This is a genomic window from Streptomyces sp. NPDC088554 (genome assembly GCF_044752945.1).
Lineage (GTDB): Bacteria > Actinomycetota > Actinomycetes > Streptomycetales > Streptomycetaceae > Streptomyces.
Window position 1 is genome coordinate 42,655 of the sequence record NZ_JBIVMF010000027.1, and the last position, 21,587, is coordinate 64,241.

Genomic DNA, 21,587 nt, shown 5'->3' on the forward strand with positions numbered 1-21,587 from the left:
CCCGTCGGCGAGGGGCACCGGCACCCGGGGGGAGGGGCCCGTGGGGCTATCGTGGACGCATGTCCGCCCCTGAGCTGATCCGTATCGTCTCCCGCGACTCGCCCATGGCCCTGGCCCAGGTGGAGCGTGTACGCGGAGAGCTGGCCGCGCTGTATCCCGGGACCGTCACCGAGGTCGTCCCGGTGAAGACCACCGGCGACAAGTGGATGGGCGACCTGAGCCTGGTCGAGGGCAAGGGCGCGTTCACCAAGGAGGTCGACGCGGCGTTGCTGGCCGGGGAGGCGGACCTCGCGGTGCACTGCGTCAAGGACATCCCGGCGGACCGCCCGCTCCCCGCGGGCACGGTCTTCGCCGCGTTCCTCAAGCGCGACGACATCCGCGACGCCCTGATCCACCCGGCGGGCCTGACCCTCGACGAGCTCCCCGCGGGCACCAGGATCGGCACCTCCTCCGTCCGCCGCATCGCCCAACTCGCCGCGTCCCACCCCCACGTGGAGTGCGTCCCCTTCCGGGGCAACGCCAACCGCCGACTGGAGAAGCTCGCCGCGGGCGAGGCCGACGCGCTGCTCCTGGCCGTCGCGGGCCTGGAGCGCATCGGCCGCCCCGACGTGATCACCGAGATCCTCTCGCCCGAGGTCATGTGCCCGCCCATCGGCGCGGGCGTCCTGGCCCTCCAGTGCCGCGAGGACGACGGGGCCCTCATCGAGGCGGTCAGCGCCCTCGGCGACCCGCACACCTACCGCGAGACCACGGCGGAACGCATGTTCCTCCACGTCCTCCAGGGCCACTGCAACTCACCCATCGCGGGCTACGCCAGGTCCCTGCCCAACGGTGACCTCTCGCTGCGGGCGTGCGTCTTCACCCTCGACGGCAAGACCGTACTGAACGCCCACGAATGGGCGGGCCCCCTGGACCCGGCCACCCTCGGTACGTCGGTGGCGGTCACCCTGCTGCGGCAGGGCGCGCGCGAGCTGATCGACAGCATCGCGCACTGACGGGAACATCGCGCGCTGACGGGGACATCGCGCACTGACGGGGACATCGCGCACTGACGGGGACATCGCGCACTGACGGGAACATCGCGCACTGACGGGAACATCGCGCACTGACGGGAACATCGCGCGCTGACGGGCGCGAGTGCAGGTCACCCGTGCCGGGCGGCCCGTGGTCACACACTGAGCGGTACGTGATGGATCTCGTCAGCCGCGTGGCCGGCCCGCTCGTGCACCCGCCGCACCTCCTCCGCCGAGGGCGCGATGATGGTGGGGAATCACCGCGGAGCCGCCGAGCAGCAGAGCGGCCGGGGTGTAGGCGGGGGTGCCTATGGCGCGTTCCAGAAAAGGCAGGTAGTTCCAGCGCACCGCCGGGTGGACCGAGTGGGCGTAGTGGAACAGGTCGCCGTACGGAAGCCAGGTGCCTCGGGCGAGCAGTGCCAGCGCACGATGATGCGGATACAGCCGCAGGCAGCGGGCGGCTTCGATGGCGGCGGGGCCTCCGGTGGCGGGCCCGGCATCGAACCAGCGGTGTTCCACCAGCAGCGACATCCAGGCCAGTTGGGGGTAGAGCAGCAGCCTCGGCAGGAGAAAGCCGAACACGGCGACGGGCCAGCCCAGGAGGCTCCCCAGAGTCAGTGGAACAACGACGAAGGCACCCAGCCGCCACCAGTCGGCACCCAGCGGGTTCAGGTTGCGGACCAGACTGCGGCAGGTGTCCGTCACCCCGCCGATGGTCAGTGGGAACACCATTGCCAGAGCGAACCGCCAGGAGCCGACTCCGGGACGCAGACCCGCCATACGGAGTTCAGCGAGATTGGGGTCGACACCGGCAACTGTCGCGTTGGGATGGTGCCGGCGGACGTGTTTTTCCCGCCGAACGGGCACCGGTACGAAGCCGAGTGGTGCGTGCACTGTCGCTTCGGTCAGTACGGTGCCCAGAACACCGCTGCGGGTGAGCACACCGTGGACAGCGAAGTGGCTGACCTCCTGGAGATGCCGGAACTTCACCGACACCATCAGAGCCGCGATGACCCAGCCCACAGGGCCCGTACGCGAGGCCAGCAACCACCAGCCGGCCAGCTCCAGCCAGTGCCCGGCGAGCAGAAGAGCCGGGGTGAGGTTGTTGGATCGGCTGCGTTGCAGAGCCATGGAGGACCGCAACGAACCCGAGAACCCGCTGAGGGGTAACGGGTCGAACCACCACCGGTACGGGCTGAACCACCAGCGGTCGCACTGGCGCAGAACGACCCCGGAGGCAATGACCGTCAAGACCGTTAAATGAGTGACCATCCCCCACCTAACCCATGGCTGGATTGACCCCGGCCGTGTGCAGCGCCTTGAGGTTGTCCTCGAACAGCGCGGCGAACGCGTTGACCTCGGAGAGATAGGTCTCCCCGGTGAACTCCAGTGGCGCGTCACCCAGCAGATCGGCGGGGTTCAGTTCGGTGCGGTAGACCACGGTGGCGTTGCCCTCCAGGACGGGCTGCCACCGGCCGTTGCTCTCCTGGAGCCAGGACCGGGCAGGGCCGCCCGCGTTGCGTACCCGCAGCCGGACATCAGGGTCGACCGGCCCCAGCTTGGAGTACACGGCACGCGAGGCCGCAATCCCCGAACCGCAGGACGGGGTCAGCCCGGCGCCGCGCTCGAAGGTACGGATGAACACCTCTTCGTCATCCAGGGGCAGGACGAAGGAGACATTGGCACCGATCGGAAACGCCTCGGTCTGGTCGGCCACCCGCCGCCCGGTCTCCACCAGCTCCGCCTCGTCGTAGGCGCCGACGATGCTGACCAGATGGGAGTTGGGCACCGCCAGCGCGGACATCGCGCGAGTGGCGTGGAAAGCGGGCAGAACCTGCCCGACGAAGGGCCACCGGACATCGGCCACGATCGGGTCGGCAGGGGTGAAGTCGACCGGAGGCAGCTCCACCGAGACCTGTCGAACCCCCTGCGGGGTGTCCTCCGCGTTACGCACGGTGAAGCTGTACGGTCCCGTGTGCACCACGGCCGTCTCCGCCTCGTACCGGTCCAGCAGCAGCCGACCGGCACAGCGCATGCCATTGCCGCACAGCAGGGCGGGCGAACCGTCCGGGTTGAAGAACCACGCCTTGGCCGATCCGTCCCCGTTGTCGGCGAGGAAGTACACGCCATCGCTGCCCAGACCTTGCCGCCGGTCGCACAGTCGTTCCACAGCGCGGGACAGTTCGGCGGAGGAAAAATGATCGTCCGGGGCGCCGTCGATCACGAAGATGTCGTTACGCGATCCGTGGGTCTTGGCGATCGAGAGAGATGACATGGCTGGCGAGGACCGCTTTCCGACTCGCACCGGCCTCGCAGACCGGCTGGTAGCGGCCATTCTACCGAGGCGTTGGGACAACCGGCCGCTGTCCGGATCGGGGGGAAGGGCTGCCGGTCCTCACAGCCCGTTCACGACCGCCCGCGCCCGCGCCGCGTCCCAGCCGCCACCGTCGAGCATCGGACGTACCGCCGCCTCGTAGGACTGGAGTATGAAAGGGGCGGAGGTGGTGCCGTGTCCCCAGATCGACTCGAAGCGCCCTGTCCAGCGGTCGACCTGCTTGAAGTACACGGACGAGCGACCGCGCGTGTACTCCGCGTCACCCTGCTCCTCCTCCACCAGCACGGCGGCCCCCGAGACGACCACGAAGTCGATGGCCTGATCCGCCCGGAGCCGGTCACGTACGGCGATTCCGCACTGGACGCCGAGAGCGCGGTGGTGATTGATCAGTTGCAACAGAGCTGTCGCGAAAACCTCCTGTGCCAGGTCGGAGGCCCGGGTGATGAACAGCCGCTGGATCGTGCCGCCTGTTTCGACGAGTCGACGATTGACGGCGAGGTACTCCCGCCGCTGGGTGAGCAGGTCCGGATTGACGGTCAGATCGGCGGCCAGCACGCGTCTGGGCTCGGACTCGCACTCGATGAGGACCTTGTACAGCAGTACCGAGAGCCGCGGAACTTCCGATGCGTACACCTGGAGATGTCCGTCCGCGATCTCCCCGAAGTCGGCGATGAGTTCGTTCTCCAACTGAGTGCGAACCCGGTCGAAGTACTGCCGATCGGCCATCTCACGGCTGTTGGCCCTCCGAAGCGAGATATATGCCCTTCGTAACCACACATGGTTGGCGACCAGAAGCAGTACGAGAACGGTCTCCACCGCGAACAAGGTGTTCTTCGCCCTCGTGGTCTCGCTGATCCAGGCGACCACGGGCACCGCGATCCCGGCGATCCCGATCACCGCGTTGAGCAACGGGGAGGAGAGTCCGTCCGCGATGCGGCCGGTCAGGTCGCGGCGGACAGGTACGGCAGTCATCAATGGCCCCCGGGGTCCGGCGGAAGCACTCCGGCGCCACATGATTCCGGAGCGTCTCCGGCGTGACAACCACGCCTTCATCCATGTCCGCCGCGCCTGCCGTATCCGCCATGGGAGCGAGGGGGCGCCGAGCCGGTACGGCCGCGTAGACCATTCCCACCGCGACCGAGGCGAGGGCGATGGCCACGACGACGAACCCCACGACCCCGTTCACCCGGGCGTCCGGGTCGCCGTATCGACGTTCCTGAGGGTGAACCAGATCGCCTTGCGGCAACTGTCCTCGCCCCCGTAAATCGTCGCGCCCCACGCCACCGCGAGGCTCGCCACCAACGAAATCCCCCGCCCGCCCTCGGCGTCTTCTGCGTCTTCGCTGTCTTCTGTGTCCTCTGTTGCGGTGGGCGCGGGCATGGGCAGGGCCCAGGGCCGGTCATCCGTCACGGAGACGGTCACATCCCGGTGGCCCACCGTCACATGAACGCGGATCAGCGGGGTTCTGGTGTGCCGATGAGCGTTGGTGACGACTTCGGTGGTGCACAGCCGCGCGTCGTCGACCAGCTCGGGCCGGGTGCGGTGACTGCTGGTCCCCAACAGTGAACTGACGAAATCACGTGCGATTTTGGCGGCGACAGGCGTGTTCGGCAGCGCCAGCCGATAGGTCTCCCCGCCCTGCGGGGGCGGGGGCGGAGGGGGTGCGGTGGCGGTGACGGTGGTCATGGCGTTCTCCCAACGCGGTCTGTGAACAGGTGCGTTGCACGCCATGCGTGGCAATGGCCGTACCGGGCGCGAGGTTCAAGGCGCGCGGAAGCGGCTGCACTTCGGTCTTACTGGCGGCGACGCGGTGCTGGGATGACCATAGCGCGCCGTACAACTACTTGTACGCAACTGGAGCAGGGGCGCGACCGGTTCGCTATCATCGAGACGCCAGTCACAATGGAGATACTGCGAAGAGGAGAGGCTGATGCCACCGAGGAAGGAGCCCACGGTGCGGCAGTGCCGGTTGGGCAGCGAACTGCGCAAGATCCGGCAGAGCGCCGGCCTTTCCATCGCCCAGGCCGCCCCGATGCTCGCCACCGACCGCACCACCGTCAGCAACACGGAGTCGGGTCGCTTCGGTGTGAGTCCCGAGCGGGTTCGATCGTGGGCCGAGAAGTACGGCTGCACTGACGCGGCTTACGTTGACGCTCTTGCAGCCATGGCGGCTGAGCGCATAAACGGTTGGTGGGAGGACTACCGAGGTGAGCTTCATGATGTAGCTCTCGACCTGGCCGAGCTGGAGTATCACGCGGTTGCGATCCGTGGCATGCAGATCATGCATGTGCCTGGTCTGCTGCAGAACGAGAACTACATCCGCGCGGTTTACTCCGAATTCGTTCCGCCGCGAAGCCCGGCGCGTCAGCGCCGCTTGGTCTCGCACCGGCTGAAGAGGAGGGACGTACTCGACCGGGAGAACCCACCGGACTGCACGTTTCTCATTCATGAGGCTGCCTTGCGTATGACATTCGGCGGCCCGGAGGTTCTCCGAGGTCAGCTCAAGAGCCTTCTGGTCGAGTCGGAACGAGACAACGTGACCATCTTGGTGATTCCGTTCTCCGCAGGTGGAATCCCGCACGGGAGCAGCTCGGCGCACTACGTCTACGGGCCTGTCCCACAGCTGGACACGGTGCAGACGGACACGCCGACCGGTTCAGGGTTCGTAGATGCGGAACTACGTCTCTCCAACTGGCGTGCTGTGCTCGACCGCGCCGAAGAGAAGGCGCTTGATCCGCAGCAGTCCAGAGACTTCATCGATAAAGTCGCACAACAAATCTGAAGGCGTGAAGTTCATGCACATTCAATGGCGCAAGTCCTCAAAGTCGGGTGAGCACGATCAGGCCGAGTGCCTCGAACTCGCTGAGTACGACGGCGAGATCCTGATGCGCGAGAGCGACAACCCGGACGTGGTCATCCGCACCACCCGCGCCAAGCTCCGCGCGTTCCTCGGCGGCGCCAAGGAAGGCGAGTTCGACGATATGGCGTGAGTTCGCCATGTCGCAGCAGTGCAGCGGGCGGTCACCATCGGCGCAGATGGAGGCCGCCCGTTCGCGTGGGTGCTCTCTTCGCGGGGGTGCACTCGCGCGCTTCTCTTGACTGGATCTCCGGATCGGTATGTGCCGGTACTCACGGGCGACTGGGGAGGGACGCTAGCCTGTGTGCCCTCGTAGCACTAGAAGTAATGACCCGTATCACTCATTAGAGTCAAACACTTGATACGGATCGGTCGCAAACGCTAGCGTCCTCTCATGCCGCAGCTCCGGGCCGATTCCTAGGCAGGCCCGTGCCCGGAGCTGTGCGCAACTCTCCTCGGACTTACGCCAGTTGGGGGAGAGCGCCCGAAGGGTCGCCCCCTCCCGCTCCTCCTGCCGCTCGTCACGCCGGCGCGCGGGGAGCCGAGGGGGCGGCCCCCGCCCCGTCACGCGGAGGAGACGGAACGTATGACGCTCACAGTGAGCCACACGACCACGCGCCAACGACTCGCCGAGGAACCGGAGTTACCGGAAGCCCGGGAGAACGCGTCGGGGACCGCGCTCGGATTCGCCGAATCGACACCGGAGTTGCTGATGCGCGTACTGCGCGGGCTCAGGAGGCTGCCCGGATGAGCGACGGCAGCGAGGCGCGACGGCGGCTGTCGTTGCTGATCGAGGTGTACGGCGCGGATGGCGCCCTGGTCGTACGGAAAGACCCGGCGCCCCCGCCCGACGAGGAACCCCCGTCGCCCACCGACGCCGAGCTCAGCGAGCGCGTCGCCGAACGGAACCGGCGCAGCAGCCGGGGCGGGGTGTGAGTGGTGGACTCGGACCGGACCGCCGAAAAAGACAACAGGAGAGGGAACTCCATGAAGACGTGTATGCGCTGGCTTGCCGCTGTTGCGTGCCTCATGCTGCCCCTGACGGGGACGGCCCATGCCGAAACGTCCGTCGAGGCGAAGCCGCCGAAGCGGTGGCACTCGACGGCCACGTGCGGCGTGGAGAAGATCGGGAAGGGCGACCACGGCAACAAGCAGTTGAAGGGGAGCGGAACGGGAAAGAGCAAGAGCGCGGCACAGAAGGCCGCGCAGAGCGACGTACAGGATCAGATCAGTCGTAAGTACGGAAAGGGGTACCGGGCGCACCACTGCACGTTCCGCAGTTCCAAGAAGTGAACGTGCCATGTGCCCGGACGAAGCATGAACAACAGGGCGAGGAAGAAGCTCCCGAAGCGGCTTTGTGAAGCGGCTGCGAATGGTCGAGTGGGAGATCTGGAAAAGACGCTGGCGCTCGGTGCGGATCCGAACGCTCGGTTCGAGGGCGCTACCGCTCTCTATCTGGCGGTGGTGCAGGGCGAGTTCCGCTGCGCGGCCTTGTTGCTCCAGGCGGGAGCCGCGCCGAATGAAGCGTCTCGTGGCCGGCGCGGTGGTCTGCCTCTCGCGGCGGCTGCGGCGCACGCGGACCTGGCACTGACCGAGCTGCTCCTCGGGCATGGCGCGGATCCGCTCCTTCGGGAGAGCGCCGGTGGTTCGGCTCTTGACTGGGCGCGAGGCTGGGACGAGGACGTCGATGCGCATCGCGCGGTTGAAGAGTTGCTGGTAGCGGCTGCGTCCGGAAAGTGAAGGAGTAGAGGGGACAGCCTTGGGGCGGCCCCCTCTACCCGACGACGCGCCCAGTCGACTGCCGCCGAACTCGGCGAGCGCGTTGCTGAACGGGAACCCGGTGCGGTAGCCGGAGCGGGGGCGTGAGTGGTGTGGTGCCTTCACGTGTGCCTGACGGGAGAGTAACGGCGTGACTACACTCCGCCCGATGGAAAACGAAAATGCGGAACCGGCCCATGTCGATGCACTGCGCGAGAAGATGATCGTCGAGCTGCGCGGGCTGAGCGCGATCCGTACCGACGCGGTCGAGAGGGCCGTCCGTACCGTTCCCCGGCACCTGTTCATGCCTGAGGAGACGCTGGAGGGGGCGTACGCGGCGGAACGCGCGCTGGTCACGAAGAGGGACGAGCGTGGCGTGGCGCTCAGCTCGGTCAGCGCCGCCCGTATCCAGGCGTTCATGCTGGAGCAGGCCGATATCCGCCCGGGAATGAGGGTCCTGGAGATCGGCTCAGGTGGCTATAACGCGGCGCTGATCGCGGAACTGGTCGGTGACGGCGGAGAGGTCACCACCATCGACATTGACCCCGATGTCATCGACCGAGCCCGATCGCTGCTGCCCGCCGCGGGGTACGGGCACGTACACGCTCTCGTTGTCGATGGCGAGGAGGGTGAGCCCGAGCACGCTCCGTACGACCGCATCGTGGTGACGGTCGAGGCGTCCGATCTCGCAGCGGCCTGGGTGGAGCAACTCGCGGAGAACGGGCGGATTGTGGTGCCGCTGCGACTGCGAGGGCTGACCTGGTCGGTCGCTCTCCAGCGCGAAGAAGGGCGTTTGGTGGCCCGGGACTTCGAGGTCTGTGGCTTCGTACCCATGCGCGGGGCCGGAGCTCGGGACGAGGAACTGGTCATCCTGCATGAGGGTGAGGGCGAGGAGGTCGGCCTGCGCCTGGATGAGGGACGGGTGGACGTCGAACAGTTGCGCAAGGCGCTGTCCCGGCCACGGACCGAAGCGTGGTCCGGAGTGACTCTGGGGCTCGGCCTGCCGTCCGACGGACTGGAGCTGTGGTTGGTCTCCGTCCTGCCCGAGTTCGCACTCCTGGCGGCCACCCGGCAGGCGCGCGACCGTGGCGTGGTCGCCTCCTGGTCGCGCCGGGGGGTTGCCACTCTCCTCGACAGTGCCACCGGATCCTTCGCCTACCTGACGATGCGGCCGACCGGCCCCGAGCGGACGGACTTCGAGTTCGGGGCTGTGGCGCACGGACCGCAGGCCGCGCGGACGGCAGACCGGCTGATCGCGGAGATCCAGACATGGGGCCGCGAACACCGAGACCAGCAAGCGGAGTTGAGGGCGTATTCAGTAGCCGCCCCCGGTGAGCGGCCGCGTGTGGGGCAGGCTCTGGAAAGGGCGTCCTTCCGTTTCGCGATCTCCTGGCCTACTGGATGATTTCAGGCCGGTTCGTAGAAGTCCGCTGCATGGTGGGCCGACGGAGAATTTCATACGGAATGATTCCGGAGAGAATGGCGTGGGAGTCCGCCGGACTTGCTATAAAGGTATTTTTCAATGTTTCCGTCGGGGGCGCTGCATCCTTGCGGCGACCCCGACGAGATGAACCAAGATTTGTTCAGATTCGAGTCAGATTTCACGCTGGGGTCGATTGGTCATTTTGCTCAGCACGAGGCTATAGATGCTTCATATTCTGATTTCCCCGATTCGCTTGGATCGAAGGGCGTTTGGTCAGAGATGGCGCCCTTCAGCTACGCAGACACTAGCCTCAAGTCCATTGGGAATAGATGGAGTTGAGGATAACTTGAGCTGCTTTCTGTGGCGGCCGCAGCAGAGAAGGAACCCGCCGGGCATTGCCGTGCGCGGAGCAAGCGCCCTGCGGACGAGAGGAAACCGCTGCGCGTACGCCGCAGGCATGCGCGGCGGCGTACGGCAGCCAGCGCCTCTCCCCGTACAAGAGGTACGCGATTGCTCCGGTCTGGCGAGCGGACCGGCCGGGGAAGGGGACGTACCTGCCGTACGCAGGGAGCCAAGGGGGCCCGCCCTTGCCCGAAGAGGAGCCCCCACCCTGCCCGCCCCGCCGAACTCGGCGAGTGCGTCGCGGAGCGGAACCGACGCGCGGACGGGGCGAGGTGTGAGTGGCAGGGAAGATCGAGGGAGGCTCGGGGGAAGAAACGCCGTCCCGTGTTGTTTTGCTCCGGGGCGCTGGGTTCCGGGACTATGACCGGCATGGCCTCCTTAAAGCAGTTCGATCCAGCCTCCGGGACGCGGGACTTCCTCGCAGCCGAGTTCGAGAAGCGCGAACGAGCTTTCGCGACTATCCGTACGGTGTTCTCTCGCTACGGTTTTCAGCCGCTCCAGACCCCCGCTTTTGAGCGGCTTGACGTGCTCACCGGCAAGTACGGGGATGAGGGCGACAAGCTGATCTTCAAGATCTTGCGTCGAGGTGAGCACGAGGCGACCGGAGAGGCCGATCTGGCGCTCCGCTACGACCTCACCGTCCCCCTGGCTCGCGCGGCGGCGGCGTACGGCAGCCAGCTCCCCTCCCCGTACAAGAGGTACGCGATTGCTCCGGTCTGGCGAGCGGACCGGCCGGGGAAGGGAAGGTTCAGGGAATTCGTCCAGTGTGACCTGGACATCGTGGGTTCGTCCTCGCCTCTGTCGGACGCCGAGATCGTACTTGCGCTGCACGACGCGCTCGCAGCGCTCGGTGTGCCCGAGTTTCGTTTTCTGGTGAACTCCCGGCAGGTCCTGTTCGGTCTGCTGGAGGCGTACGGGGTTCCGGATGATCTCGGTTCCGGTGCTCTGATCACACTGGACAAGCTCGACAAGCTCTCGCCGGCGGCGGTGGTGAGCGAGCTGGTATCCAGTCGTGGGCTGGCACCGGAGACGGCCCAGGGCTTGGTCGATGACCTGACGGCGGAGGATGCCGTCGAGCGGGTCAGGGGAGAGCTGAAGGCGAGTGAAACCGGTCAGGTGGGCCTGGCCGAGGTGGACCAGTTGCTGGAGCTCACCAAGGGCGCGATTCCGTCCGAGCGCATCGGGTTCACCCCGAATCTTGTGCGCGGGCTCGACTACTACACCGGAATCATTTTCGAGGTGGTCGCCCCTGGCATGCCGGGGTCGATCGCGTCCGGTGGCAGATACGACAGCCTGATCGGCCGTCTCGGGGGCAAGGAATCTCCCGCATGCGGCGGCTCGCTGGGAATTGAACGGATCCTGCCCCTTCTGGGGCAGACGGAAGAGAACAGTTACGCACAAGTTGATGTAGCTGTCACGGTGATGGGCGAAGAACAGGCCGCGGAAAGCTTCCGATTGGCGTCCGAAATTCGGCGTGCTGGTGTGCGAACCGGAATCTATCTGGGGGCAAGTGGGAAGTTCGCCAAGCAGATGAAATGGGCTGCCGATCAAGGAGCTCGTTTCTGCGTGATCTACGGCGTGGCCGAACGGGAGGCCGGCATGGTCACGTTGCGGGACATGGACAGTGGCGAACAGGTTCAGGTCCCGTTCGACCGTACGGCCGCAGAACTCTCGCGAAGGTGTACGCCCTCCAGTTGACCGGCGGTGGACCTGTTCCGCTGCTGGCTCGTTCCAAGACGGATCAGAGGAGAAGCGGATGGGAACGCAAGGGGATCGGATCTTCCAGATCACGGCTGAGCAGGGGTTTCCCGACCCCTGGCTCAGTTTCGGGGACTCCTTATGTGATGAGGCTGCTCTCAGCACGGAGTTGACCCGCGCCATCAGCACGGCACGCAAGGGGCCCTCGGGCGAGGCGGGTGCAGAGGTCTCCAGAATCTTCGATGCGAAGCAGGCGAACCTTCGCCGTTGTGCGGGCATCCTGGATCAGGTTCTGGGCGACTACGACGCGTCGGGCATGTGGGACGTTCTGGATGAACGAGCTGTCCGGCTGGACGTTCAGGATGTTCTGGAAACCTGGGGGCGGACTCAGGCGTTGCATCCTTTCCCGGTTGTGCTCAAGAGTCTGGAGTTCAACTGGGGTTATATGAAGGAGCACGGGGTTCGCGCCTTCTACGAGATGACGCGGGGCTACGTCTCCCGGCTTCAGGAGAACACCGAACGGTGGCATGACGCCTGGATCATTGAGGCTGAAACCGGTGTGCTGGACCGCATCACGTCCATCGAATGTGACCTCGCCAGTATTGAGGCGCCGATGCACTGCGATGTGTGCAAGAAGACGATTACCGCGCTGCTGTATCTCGACGGGTGATCGTAGGCTGTGCGCACTGGCGCCCGACTCGGTGTTGATGAGCCGGATGCGCACAGGCCGCGTGTTAATTCTTGAGGGCCCGCCGTCGAGGCGGGCCCTTCCGTGTTACTGCCTGGAACGGCGGCTGCACACGGCGGGGGTGAGTGCCCCGCCGGGGCGGAATTCGGGGGCGAGGCACAGTAGAGGGCTGTGTCAGGGTTCGCGGCGGCTCTGGACGCGGATCGCTGCGATCATCAGCGCGGCGGCCAGGGCAGCGACGTACAAGCCTGCCGTGTACGGTCCGCCGGGGAATGGCGCGCCGGGCTGTCCGACGAAGTCGCTCAGAGCCACGAACGGCAGCCAGGCGCCGATGTCGATGCCAAGCAGCCACTCCGCGAGCGCACCCATTATGGGTTCACCGGCCAGTGTCCACAGGAGCAGCACCGTGATCGCCGCGCCGTCACTCTTGAGGAGCACTCCAACGGCCACGCCGAGGACGGCGCAGATCGCACAGGCCACGGGAACGGCGAGGATCTGCCGCCATTCGAGGACGGACGATGGGGCGAGATCGGCTGTGGAGTCGGCAAGCACTGCCGTGATGAGTCCACCGATCACCAGCGCCGTGCCTGCCAGCGCTGTGAGCAGAGCGGCGACGGCAGCCTTTCCGATGAGCAATTTAGGCCAAGACGGGATGGCAAGGTGGGAGGCCCAGATGGTGCCGGTGCGGAACTCCTGGGTGGCCGACCGGGCAGCGAGCAGGGTGAGCAGGAGCTGCCCGAGGCCGGGGCCAGCCATGGCCTCAGCGATGCCCGAGGTGTCCGTGTCTACGGGCTGGGTGACGGCGAAGGCGCTGAACAGGAGGGATACGACGGCCGCGATCCCGAGGAACCACCACGTCGAGGCGAGGGAGCGGAGCTTGATGGCCTCGGCCTTCAGGATGTTGGTGCTCATGCCTGGCTCCCCTGTATGAGGCGGGTATTGCCGCGGTACTCGACTGATTCCGCAGTGAGTCGGAGGTATGCCTCCTCGACGGTGCGGCGGCGAGGGGTCAGCTCGTACAGCACAATGCCCATGTCGGCTGCCGCCTTGCCAATGGCATCGCTGCTGATGCCTGTGACGACGAAGGTTTCTGCGACTGCCGGGGCTTCGGCGATGGTTGCGCCGTACTGTGCGGCCAGTGCGTGGAGCTTGGCGGCGTGCGGGGTACGCACCATGACTTCGTCTGTGGAGGCGTCGGACGTCAGGTCTGTGATGGGCCCCTGCGCGAGCAGTTTCCCACGGCCGATCATTACCACTTCGTCGGCGAGCTGAGCCATTTCAGCCAGCAGGTGACTGGAGACGAAGACTGTCCGGCCCTCTGCGGCTAGAGCACGCAGTAGGCCGCGTAGCCACGCGATGCCTTCAGGGTCCAGGCCGTTGGCGGGTTCGTCGAGGACGAGAACGGAGGGGTCGCCGAGCAGCGCGGTGGCCAGCCCGAGACGCTGGGCCATGCCGAGAGAAAACCCGCCCACATGCTGCTTGGCCACGGGGGTGAGTCCGACCTGGTCCAGAACTTCGTCGACGCGGTGAGCAGGGATGCGGTTGGTGTGGGCGAGCCACGACAGATGGGCGCGGGCGGCCCGGTTGGGGTGGGCCCATCGGGCGTCCATCAACGCGCCGATCATGTGCAGTGGTTCGGGGTGCTCGTGATAGGCACGACCAGCGATGAGAGCGGTTCCGGTATCCGGACGGGCAAGCCCGAGCAGGATGCGCAGTGTGGTGGACTTGCCAGCGCCGTTCGGGCCGAGAAACCCGGTGACCGTGCCTGGCCGTACGGCGAAGGACAGGTCGTCGACGACGCGCTTCTTGCCGTAAGACTTGGCCAGTCCGGTGACTTCAATGGTCATGGTTTTCTTTCTGCACCGTACTCGGATGGACCGGGGCGACCTGTTCCTTCTGAGCTGCGAGTTGGCCCGTGCGGGCCCCATGGGGAAGACAGGACCCGCACGAGGGTTGTGAGACGGGGACGCAGTATGGGTGTGGGAAGGACCGACATCAGGGGGTGGGTACTGGCTCTTCCCGACGGTCCGGCGCGTTCAGCGCGTGACCACCCATGCAATGGTGCCGAAGATCGCGTACGCGGGAACCGTCCACGCCGCCATCTTCCATGGTGCTGTGCCCCGGACCGCGTACTCAGTGAAAGCCCATGTAGGGCCGACGATCCATCCGGCGACGTACCCCACCCATGCCCGGGTCGTGTCCCCGTGCGACAGATCCCAGACAGTGTGCGCGGCGAAGAGGAGGGGCAGGATGGCGAGGCGAGCGACGGGCGGCTTCACCTCTGTGCGTGAAGCACCAGTAGGTATGGACATTGACACCACATCATCATGTAATGAGATCGAGTACCTTGCTGAGGACAAAGTCACCGGCGGCCAGCACGGCCAGCCGGACCGGGTGGTACCAGGACAGGCTGCGCGCCCAGTTCTTGAAGCTCGACAGGCCACTCCCGGCCGCATCCTTGGCCTTGTTGTAGAGGGACGGTCCGTATTTTTTGATGAGCTTGACGAGGGCCCTGGCCGCGCTCGAAGCACCCTGGTCGGAGACGGTCTGGCCTTCGGTCGACTTCTGAAGCTGGGACGCCTCGGCTGCGGTCAACTCGGCTCTGAACTCCGGGATCGAGAGCAGTTCGCGTGCCTCGGAGGCGGTCATAGCGGTGACGACGGCAGTCGGCTGAACCGCAGTCGCAGTACGCGCCTCGTGGGCGGTGGCTGAGGCGGCCGAACCGGCGGCCCCCAGCGTGAGGGCAACAACATTTGATAGGGCGGCTATACGCAGCGCCTTGCGATTCACTACTGTTTCCTTCGGGTAAGTCGGCGCGGGTGCCAACCCCCGATGCATATAAGTGGCCTGGTAACCGCATGCGTTGGGTGGTGGTGCCCGCGCCCCCGGAAGCGCTTTGCGAGGTGACGCGACAGTAGCGTCCTGTTGATCATGCTGCCAGCCCGTTCAGGCGGCTTGGCTGAAATCGCGCCATGGCTCTCGAATCTTTCGCTCGCCTCTGACGCGTGGCTGATCGGGAGGTTCGCGCCGTGAAAATTCTGTGTACAGATGTGAAAATTCCGAAATGGAATGTCTTATTCCGTACCGTTTGAACCTCAAGGAATCCTTAATTCAGGCCAAGAGCTCCAGGGCTGTGAGGGCAACTCTCCGGCTCCATGCCCCTGTGACGGCCGTTCGCTTCCGTCCTGCACGACTCCGCCACCAGGGCCGGGCCGGTCGAGTCGCTCATCCGGCACAACGGGTGAGCGTGGGGGTCAGTACGTGTCCGGGGGCGGTGTCGGCGCTCCCGGGATCCTGATCGACGCGACCGTCCCGCCGCCTGCCGCCCGGCGCAACACGACCTCGCCGCCTGCCTGTTGGACCGTACGGGCCACGATCGACAGGCCGAGTCCCGAGCCCGGGAGGGCGCGGGCGGACGGGGAGCGCCAGAAGCGCTCGAAGACGTGTTGCAGGTCCTCGGCGGGGATACCGGGGCCGTGGTCGCGTACGGTCAGTTCACCGCTGCCGCTGATCGCGACCTCGATCGAGCCACCGGGCGGGCTGAACTTCACCGCGTTGTCCAGGACGTTGACCAACGCCCGTGCGAGCGCTGCCTGTTCACCCCGTACGTACCAGGGGAGCAGCTCCGCCGTGATCGTCAGATCGGGGCCGCGCAGCCGGGCGCGTTCCAGGGCGCCGGCCATCGTGTCGTGGAGCGCGACGACCTGGAGGGGGCCCGGGTCGGCGGCGTCCGGGCGGGACAGCTCCTGGAGATCCCCGATGAGCGCGGCCAGTTCGGTCATCTGCGCCTTGACGGACGCCATGAGCGCCTTGCGGTCGTCCGGCGGGATCGCGCGGCCGGTCTCCTCGCTGCGGGCGAGCAGCTCGATGTTGGTACGGAGCGAGGTGAGCGGGGTGCGCAGCTCGTGTCCGGCGTCGGCGATCAGCTGGTACTGGCGCTCGCGGGAGGAGGCGAGCGCGGCGGTCATCGAGTTGAACGACCGGGAGAGCCGGGCGACTTCGTCCTCACCCTCGACGGGGATCCGGACGGTCAGGTCTTCCGTACGGGCGACATGCTCGACCGCCTGCGTCAGCCCGTAGACCGGCCGCAGCCCCGCCCTGGCGATCCACAGCCCGGCCGCGCCCGCGCCGAGGACGCCGACCCCGGCGACGGCGGCGAGCAGCAGCGCGAGCTGGTTGAGGGAGGAGTCGATCTCGGTGAGGGGCCGCGACACGGAGACGGCGCCCTGGATGTCGCCCGGGAGGGGGAGGCGCTGGCGCTGGGTGAAGACCCGCACCTTGGCGCCGCTGTCGGTGAGGCTGTTGTGCAGGGAGCTGTTCTCGGCGCCGGAGGCGACCGCGGTGTCCTCGGGCTGGACCTTCACCTGCTCCGAGTACGGGGTGACGCAGCGGGTGCCGTCCGCCAGGACGACCTGGATGTAGGCGAACGCCGCCCGGTTGTCGGTGCTGCTCTTCGTACCGCAGTTGTTGAGCGCGTCCCGCAGGGCGTCCGGTCCGGCCAGGATGTTGCGCAGGGAGTTGTCCAGCTCGCTCTCCAGCTGGTTGCGGGTCAGCAGCCAGCAGGCCGCCGCGGCGGTGGCCACGGCGAGTGCGACGGCGGACGCGACGAGCAGCGCGAGCCGGGAGCGCAGCGGGAGGGTACGGAGCCGGTGGGCCAGTCGCTTCACTGCGGGCCGCCGGGGGTGCCGGGGGCGGCCGGGCCGCCGGCGGTGCTCTGGGACTCCGAGCGCAGCGCGTACCCCACCCCCCGGACCGTGTGGACCAGCCGCGCCTCGCCGCCGCTCTCCGTCTTCCGGCGCAGATACATCACGTACACGTCAAGGGAGTTGGAGCTCGGCTCGAAGTCGAAGCCCCACACCGCCTTGAGGATCTGCTCCCGGGTCAGCACCTGGCGCGGGTGCGCCAAGAACATTTCCAGCAGGGTGAATTCGGTCCGGGTCAGCTCCACCCGCCTTTTCCCGCGCATGACTTCACGGGTCGTCAGATCCATCCGCAGATCGCCGAAGGCGAGGATGTCGTCGTTGGGCGCCGCGCCGGGCTCGGCCCCGTACGAGCTGCGCCTCAGCAGGGCGCGGATCCGGGCGAACAGCTCGTCCAGTTCGAAGGGCTTGACCAGGTAGTCGTCGGCGCCCGCGTCCAGCCCGGTCACCCGGTCGCCGACGGTGTCGCGGGCGGTCAGCATGAGGATCGGGACCTTCGAGCCGCCCGCGCGGAGCCTGCGGGCGGCGGTCAGCCCGTCCATCCGGGGCATCTGGATGTCGAGGACGATCAGATCGGGCGCATAGGCGGCGGCCTTGGTGAGGGCGTCGAGGCCGTCCACGGCGACTTCCGTCCCGTATCCGTCGAAGGCGAGGCTCCGTTGGAGGGCCTCCCGTACGGCGGGCTCGTCGTCGACGATCAAGATCCTCTGGGGATCGCCTTCGGCGGGACTCATATCGCTGCTACCTCGTCAGTCTCATCGGCCGGCTGCGGAACGGAACAGAACGGTACGGCGTCCCGCGCGGGGACGCCCCCACGCTACGGCGCCCGTCAGCCTCGCACGGCCGTCCGGCGACGGCGTGCCCCGCGCGCCGCCCCGGCCGCGGCGGTGCGGACCTCGGCGGCGCGGCCGGCGGGGGTGGACGCGGCGGCCCGTACAGGATCCTGCGCAGGATTCCGTACGAGATCCTGTACGAGAGCGAGCGGCAGGGCCAGATCCGCCGGGCCCGTGGGGAGAGCGCGGTCGGTCTCGGTGGCTGCGCCGGTCCTGACGGTGACGGTCATGACGGTCTCCCTCGGATCTTCGGGACGATGGGGTCGTGGGCGGGGCGGAGGGCCGGTCGGGGGATCAGTGGGTGCCGCCCGCGCGGAGTGTGGCGAGGTCCGCCTTGACGGTGTTGACGGGGATCGCGAAGCCCAGCCCGACACTGCCGGCCGCCGAGCTGCTGGAGTCCGAACTCGGCGCGTACATCGCGGAGTTGATGCCGACGATCTCGCCGTTCAGATTGATCAGCGCGCCACCGGAGTTGCCCGGGTTGAGCGAGGCGTCGGTCTGGAGCGCCTTGTACGTGGTCTTCGACGTACCGGTGTCGCCGTTGAACTGCCGGCCGCCGAACTCGAAGGGCCAGTTCTGGCCGCCGGCCTGCTGCTGTTGCTGGCTCTGGCTCTGGCTGTCCTCCTTGGCCACGGTGACATCGCGGTCCAGGGCCGAGATGATGCCGCTGGTGACCGTGCCGGTCAGGCCCTCGGGGGAGCCGATCGCGATGACCTGCTCGCCGACCTCGACCTGGCTGGAGTCGCCGAGGGTGGCCGTCTTGAGACCGCTCGCGCCCTCCAGCTTGATCAGCGCCAGGTCCTTGTCCGGGTCGGTGCCGACGACCTTGGCGGTGTACGACCTGCCCGTGCTGAGCCGCACCTTGATCGTCGAGGCGCCGGAGATGACGTGGTTGTTGGTGACGATCTCGCCGTCCGCCGTGATGATCACCCCGGAGCCGGTGGCCTCACCGCTGTCGGAGGTCGCGTTGATCTCCACGATGGTGGGGGAGAGGGCCTGGGCGACCCCGGCGATCGTGCCCTTGCTGCTCTGCGAGACGGGCGTACCGCTGATGACACTGGACGCGGTGGTCGTCGTACCGCTGTGGGTGTACTGACCGACCAGCGCGGCCGAACCGCCACCGACGACCGCCGCCGCCAGCGCCACCGCGGCGAGCAGGGCCACCGGCCGCTTGGCCCGGACGGGGGCGGCGGGGGCCGCCGGGGCGGCGACGGTGGGACCGTACGAAGGGGGCGGCGGGTAGGCGTGGCCGCCCTGGAGCCCTGCGGAGGGCTGCTGCTGCGTGCTGTCTGCGTCGCCGCTGCTGCGGTGGTAGTCGGTCATGGGAATGACTTTGGGCGCCGTACATGAGAGCCGGCTGAGGAGTCGCTGAGAAGGGAAACAAAACCGCGTATGCCCTATATAAAGGCTGCGGGGAGCCCCGGCGGGCGGGCCGGTGGCAGGGGGGTTACGCGCAGCCGCAGGAGCGGCGGACGATCAGCGCGGACGGGAACTGCTTCACCCGTTCCCGGCGCGAACTCGCCACCCGCAGCCCCTCGTCCAGCACCAGATCCACCGCCGCGCGCGCCATCGCGGGCCGGTCGGAGGAGATCGTGGTCAGCGGCGGGTCGGTCAGCCCGGCTTCCTTGACGTTGTCGAAGCCGGCCACCGCCAGCTCGCCCGGCACGTCGATACGCAGCTCACGGGCGGCCCGCAGCACGCCGATCGCCTGGTCGTCGGTGGAGCAGAAGATCGCGGGCGGCCTGTTCGGCCCGGACAGCAGCTCCAGCGCGATCACATAGGCGTCATAACGGTTGTACGGGGCGTGGAAGAGGCGGCCCTCCACCGAGCGGCCGGATTCGACCATCGCCCGCCGCCAGCCCTCGACGTGGTCGGCGACCGGGTCGCCCACGGAGGGGGTGTTCTCCAGCCCGCCGAGGCACGCCACGTACGGGTAGCCGTGCTCCAGCAGATGCCGGGTGGCCAGCTGGGCGCCGCCGATGTCGTCCGTGATGACGGCGACGTCGTCGATGTTCTCGGGCCGCTCGTGCAGCAGCACCACCCGGGCATCCCAGGCGTCGATCTCGGCCGCCGCCCGCTCGCTGGGGCCCTGGCTGACCAGGATCAGGCCGGAGACGCGCATTCCGAGGAAGGCCCGCAGATAGTGGACTTCGCGCTCGTCGCGGTAGTCGGAGTTGCCGACGAGGACCATCTTGCCGCGTTCGGCCGCCGCCTGTTCGACCGCGTGCGCCATCTCCGCGAAGAAGGGCTGGCGGGCGTCGGGCACGACCATTCCTATGAGGTCGGTACGGCGCGAGGCCATCGCCTGGGCCACCCGGTCGGGCCGGTAGCCCAGCTCCTTGATAGCGGCGACCACCCGCTCGCGTGTGGCCGGGGCGACCGGTCTGGGTCCGTTGTTGATGACGTAGCTCACGACCGCGGTCGACGTACCCGCGAGCCGTGCTACATCGTCCCTCGTCACCTTGGCCACGCGCGGCAGTCTACGCGTGGTGACCTTGATGGGTAAGCCCGAAGTTCCGCTGTCCGCCCCTTGGGACGGACGGGTCTCCGGGCCCTCGCCCACCTACCGTTTGGCGGCTCCCGCCGGGTCCTGGGCCACGTCGGGACCGGCGGCCGTGCCGTCGTCCCCGGCGGTGTCCGGGGCCTGCGCCACGGTGGCCTCGGCACGCTCGGGCTTCTCGGCCGCGCGCTCGGGCTTCTCCGGCGTGACGAAGCGGTAGCCCACGTTCCGTACGGTGCCGATCAGGGACTCGTGCTCGACGCCGAGCTTGGCGCGCAGCCGCCGTACGTGTACGTCGACCGTGCGCGTACCGCCGAAGTAGTCGTAGCCCCAGACCTCCTGGAGCAGCTGGGCGCGGGTGAAGACCCGGCCGGGGTGCTGCGCGAGGTACTTGAGCAGCTCGAACTCCTTGAAGGTCAGGTCCAGGACCCGGCCCTTGAGCTTCGCGCTGTAGGTCGCCTCGTCCACCGACAGATCGCCGTTGCGGATCTCCATCGGGGAGTCGTCGGTGGAGATCTGCTGGCGGCCCATCGCGAGCCGCAGCCGCGCTTCGACCTCGGCGGGACCCGCCGTGTCCAGCAGGACGTCGTCGATGCCCCAGTCGGCGGTGACGGCCGCGAGACCGCCCTCCGTCACGACGAGGATCAGCGGGCAGCCGGGTCCGGTGGACCGCAGCAGCTGGCAGAGCGACCGCACCTGGGGGAGGTCGCGCCGGCCGTCGATGAGGATGACATCGGCACCGGGGGTGTCGACGAGGGCGGGCCCCTCGGCCGGGGCCACCCGTACGTTGTGGAGCAGAAGTCCGAGAGCGGGCAGCACCTCCGTGGAGGGCTGGAGCGCGTTCGTCAGAAGCAGCAGAGAACTCATCGCCGCCCACCTGCCTCGGTCGGACTGTTGTCGTACACGGTTCGCTTGCCCATTACGTCGGTTCCTCCTCGGTCCCTGCGAGGACGTATACGGCACTGCTGGGTCCTGCTGGTGTTGCCGGGTCCTGCTGGGTCCTGCTGATGTTGCTGTCGTGCTCTGTCCGTGGATTCCGTTTGTGTCATCTGTCTGTAACAACGAACCGGAAACACAAAAGGACCCGGGGGCTGCGTTGCCCGGATCCTCTGCACAGGAGAATAGCCCAGATGCGTCCTCTTGCAGAGGGGCAATTCCGCAGATCACGAGTTTCCCGACCTGCGGCGAGGGCCTGGAACCCCCGTTCCGGGCCCTCTCCCGGCCCCTCCGGGCCCTGCTCACAGCCACACTTCGGGGACGCTTCGGGACCGCTACCGAACGGTGTACGAGCTGTGTACGGCAGGTTTCACGGGGGATCGGACGGTGTAGGGCGGGACCGGGGGGAAGGATGGCGGCGATCCGCGGAAACGGCGCGGGACG

At 67.5% G+C, this 21,587-nt stretch carries 23 protein-coding genes; 10 read left to right on the forward strand and 13 right to left on the reverse strand.

Going from position 1 to position 21,587, the window contains the following annotated elements; all coding sequences use genetic code 11:
• Positions 1 to 59 precede the first annotated feature (59 nt).
• A complete protein-coding gene (hemC, locus tag ACIP8W_RS26575) occupies positions 60 to 995 on the forward strand; it encodes a hydroxymethylbilane synthase (RefSeq protein ID WP_401955370.1) in 936 nt (311 codons plus the stop codon).
• A gap of 204 nt (positions 996 to 1,199) precedes the next feature.
• On the opposite strand, the gene ACIP8W_RS26580 is transcribed toward hemC, so the two are convergent.
• The 4 genes from ACIP8W_RS26580 to ACIP8W_RS26595 form a co-directional block, all read right to left on the reverse strand.
• Complete coding sequence (locus ACIP8W_RS26580) at positions 1,200 to 2,144, reverse strand: fatty acid desaturase (RefSeq protein ID WP_401955371.1); 945 nt, start codon at positions 2,142 to 2,144, stop codon at positions 1,200 to 1,202.
• Between the two features lie 148 nt (positions 2,145 to 2,292).
• A complete protein-coding gene (gene dapF / locus ACIP8W_RS26585; protein ID WP_401955372.1) occupies positions 2,293 to 3,288 on the reverse strand; it encodes a diaminopimelate epimerase in 996 nt (331 codons plus the stop codon).
• 120 nt (positions 3,289 to 3,408) lie between these two features.
• Positions 3,409 to 4,320 carry a hypothetical protein gene (locus ACIP8W_RS26590; protein ID WP_402150167.1) on the reverse strand — a complete coding sequence of 304 codons (912 nt, stop codon included), beginning with the start codon at positions 4,318 to 4,320 and terminating at the stop codon, positions 3,409 to 3,411.
• Between the two features lie 210 nt (positions 4,321 to 4,530).
• Positions 4,531 to 5,034, reverse strand: coding sequence for an ATP-binding protein (locus tag ACIP8W_RS26595; RefSeq protein WP_401955374.1), 504 nt, complete (start codon positions 5,032 to 5,034; stop codon positions 4,531 to 4,533).
• A gap of 244 nt (positions 5,035 to 5,278) precedes the next feature.
• Between ACIP8W_RS26595 and ACIP8W_RS26600 the strand changes: the two genes are divergently transcribed.
• The 9 genes from ACIP8W_RS26600 to ACIP8W_RS26640 all read left to right on the forward strand — a co-directional run bounded on the left by ACIP8W_RS26600 (position 5,279) and on the right by ACIP8W_RS26640 (position 12,156).
• Positions 5,279 to 6,130, forward strand: coding sequence for a Scr1 family TA system antitoxin-like transcriptional regulator (locus ACIP8W_RS26600; protein ID WP_401955375.1), 852 nt, complete (start codon positions 5,279 to 5,281; stop codon positions 6,128 to 6,130).
• A gap of 13 nt (positions 6,131 to 6,143) precedes the next feature.
• Positions 6,144 to 6,338, forward strand: coding sequence for a DUF397 domain-containing protein (locus ACIP8W_RS26605; RefSeq protein ID WP_401955376.1), 195 nt, complete (start codon positions 6,144 to 6,146; stop codon positions 6,336 to 6,338).
• A gap of 453 nt (positions 6,339 to 6,791) precedes the next feature.
• Complete coding sequence (locus ACIP8W_RS26610; protein WP_401955377.1) at positions 6,792 to 6,956, forward strand: hypothetical protein; 165 nt, start codon at positions 6,792 to 6,794, stop codon at positions 6,954 to 6,956.
• On the forward strand, positions 6,953 to 7,141 hold the full coding sequence (locus tag ACIP8W_RS26615) for a hypothetical protein (RefSeq protein ID WP_401955378.1): 189 nt from the start codon (positions 6,953 to 6,955) through the stop codon (positions 7,139 to 7,141). The genes ACIP8W_RS26610 and ACIP8W_RS26615 overlap by 4 nt, the downstream gene beginning before the upstream one ends.
• Before the next feature lie 51 nt (positions 7,142 to 7,192).
• Positions 7,193 to 7,498 carry a hypothetical protein gene (locus ACIP8W_RS26620; RefSeq protein ID WP_401955379.1) on the forward strand — a complete coding sequence of 102 codons (306 nt, stop codon included), beginning with the start codon at positions 7,193 to 7,195 and terminating at the stop codon, positions 7,496 to 7,498.
• 24 nt (positions 7,499 to 7,522) lie between these two features.
• Positions 7,523 to 7,945, forward strand: a complete 423-nt coding sequence (locus tag ACIP8W_RS26625) for an ankyrin repeat domain-containing protein (protein ID WP_401955380.1) — start codon at positions 7,523 to 7,525, stop codon at positions 7,943 to 7,945.
• A gap of 187 nt (positions 7,946 to 8,132) precedes the next feature.
• Positions 8,133 to 9,368 (forward strand): methyltransferase, FxLD system, encoded by a 1,236-nt coding sequence (gene fxlM, locus ACIP8W_RS26630; RefSeq protein ID WP_401955381.1) that lies wholly within the window; start codon positions 8,133 to 8,135, stop codon positions 9,366 to 9,368.
• Positions 9,369 to 10,148: 780 nt separating this feature from the next.
• A complete protein-coding gene (hisS, locus tag ACIP8W_RS26635; protein WP_402150158.1) occupies positions 10,149 to 11,486 on the forward strand; it encodes a histidine--tRNA ligase in 1,338 nt (445 codons plus the stop codon).
• 58 nt (positions 11,487 to 11,544) lie between these two features.
• Positions 11,545 to 12,156 carry a hypothetical protein gene (locus ACIP8W_RS26640; RefSeq protein ID WP_401955383.1) on the forward strand — a complete coding sequence of 204 codons (612 nt, stop codon included), beginning with the start codon at positions 11,545 to 11,547 and terminating at the stop codon, positions 12,154 to 12,156.
• Between the two features lie 192 nt (positions 12,157 to 12,348).
• Here the strand turns inward: ACIP8W_RS26640 and ACIP8W_RS26645 are convergent, their stop codons facing one another.
• The 9 genes from ACIP8W_RS26645 to ACIP8W_RS26685 all read right to left on the reverse strand — a co-directional run bounded on the left by ACIP8W_RS26645 (position 12,349) and on the right by ACIP8W_RS26685 (position 21,074).
• The gene (locus tag ACIP8W_RS26645; RefSeq protein WP_401955384.1) at positions 12,349 to 13,086 is read right to left on the reverse strand and encodes a hypothetical protein; all 738 of its coding nucleotides are present in this window, start codon (positions 13,084 to 13,086) and stop codon (positions 12,349 to 12,351) included.
• Positions 13,083 to 14,021: an ATP-binding cassette domain-containing protein gene (locus ACIP8W_RS26650; RefSeq protein WP_401955385.1), complete on the reverse strand. Its 939-nt coding sequence runs from the start codon at positions 14,019 to 14,021 to the stop codon at positions 13,083 to 13,085. The genes ACIP8W_RS26645 and ACIP8W_RS26650 overlap by 4 nt, the downstream gene beginning before the upstream one ends.
• Before the next feature lie 478 nt (positions 14,022 to 14,499).
• On the reverse strand, positions 14,500 to 14,964 hold the full coding sequence (locus ACIP8W_RS26655; protein ID WP_402204915.1) for a hypothetical protein: 465 nt from the start codon (positions 14,962 to 14,964) through the stop codon (positions 14,500 to 14,502).
• Positions 14,965 to 15,428: 464 nt separating this feature from the next.
• The gene (locus ACIP8W_RS26660; protein ID WP_401955522.1) at positions 15,429 to 16,832 is read right to left on the reverse strand and encodes a sensor histidine kinase; all 1,404 of its coding nucleotides are present in this window, start codon (positions 16,830 to 16,832) and stop codon (positions 15,429 to 15,431) included.
• A gap of 5 nt (positions 16,833 to 16,837) precedes the next feature.
• Positions 16,838 to 17,608, reverse strand: a complete 771-nt coding sequence (locus ACIP8W_RS26665) for a response regulator transcription factor (protein WP_401955388.1) — start codon at positions 17,606 to 17,608, stop codon at positions 16,838 to 16,840.
• A gap of 95 nt (positions 17,609 to 17,703) precedes the next feature.
• The gene (locus ACIP8W_RS26670) at positions 17,704 to 17,937 is read right to left on the reverse strand and encodes a hypothetical protein (RefSeq protein ID WP_402151015.1); all 234 of its coding nucleotides are present in this window, start codon (positions 17,935 to 17,937) and stop codon (positions 17,704 to 17,706) included.
• A gap of 64 nt (positions 17,938 to 18,001) precedes the next feature.
• Positions 18,002 to 19,030, reverse strand: coding sequence for a S1C family serine protease (locus ACIP8W_RS26675; RefSeq protein WP_402204917.1), 1,029 nt, complete (start codon positions 19,028 to 19,030; stop codon positions 18,002 to 18,004).
• Between the two features lie 124 nt (positions 19,031 to 19,154).
• Positions 19,155 to 20,177, reverse strand: coding sequence for a LacI family DNA-binding transcriptional regulator (locus tag ACIP8W_RS26680; RefSeq protein WP_401955391.1), 1,023 nt, complete (start codon positions 20,175 to 20,177; stop codon positions 19,155 to 19,157).
• Positions 20,178 to 20,270: 93 nt separating this feature from the next.
• The gene (locus ACIP8W_RS26685) at positions 20,271 to 21,074 is read right to left on the reverse strand and encodes a response regulator transcription factor (protein WP_401955392.1); all 804 of its coding nucleotides are present in this window, start codon (positions 21,072 to 21,074) and stop codon (positions 20,271 to 20,273) included.
• Positions 21,075 to 21,587 lie beyond the last annotated feature (513 nt).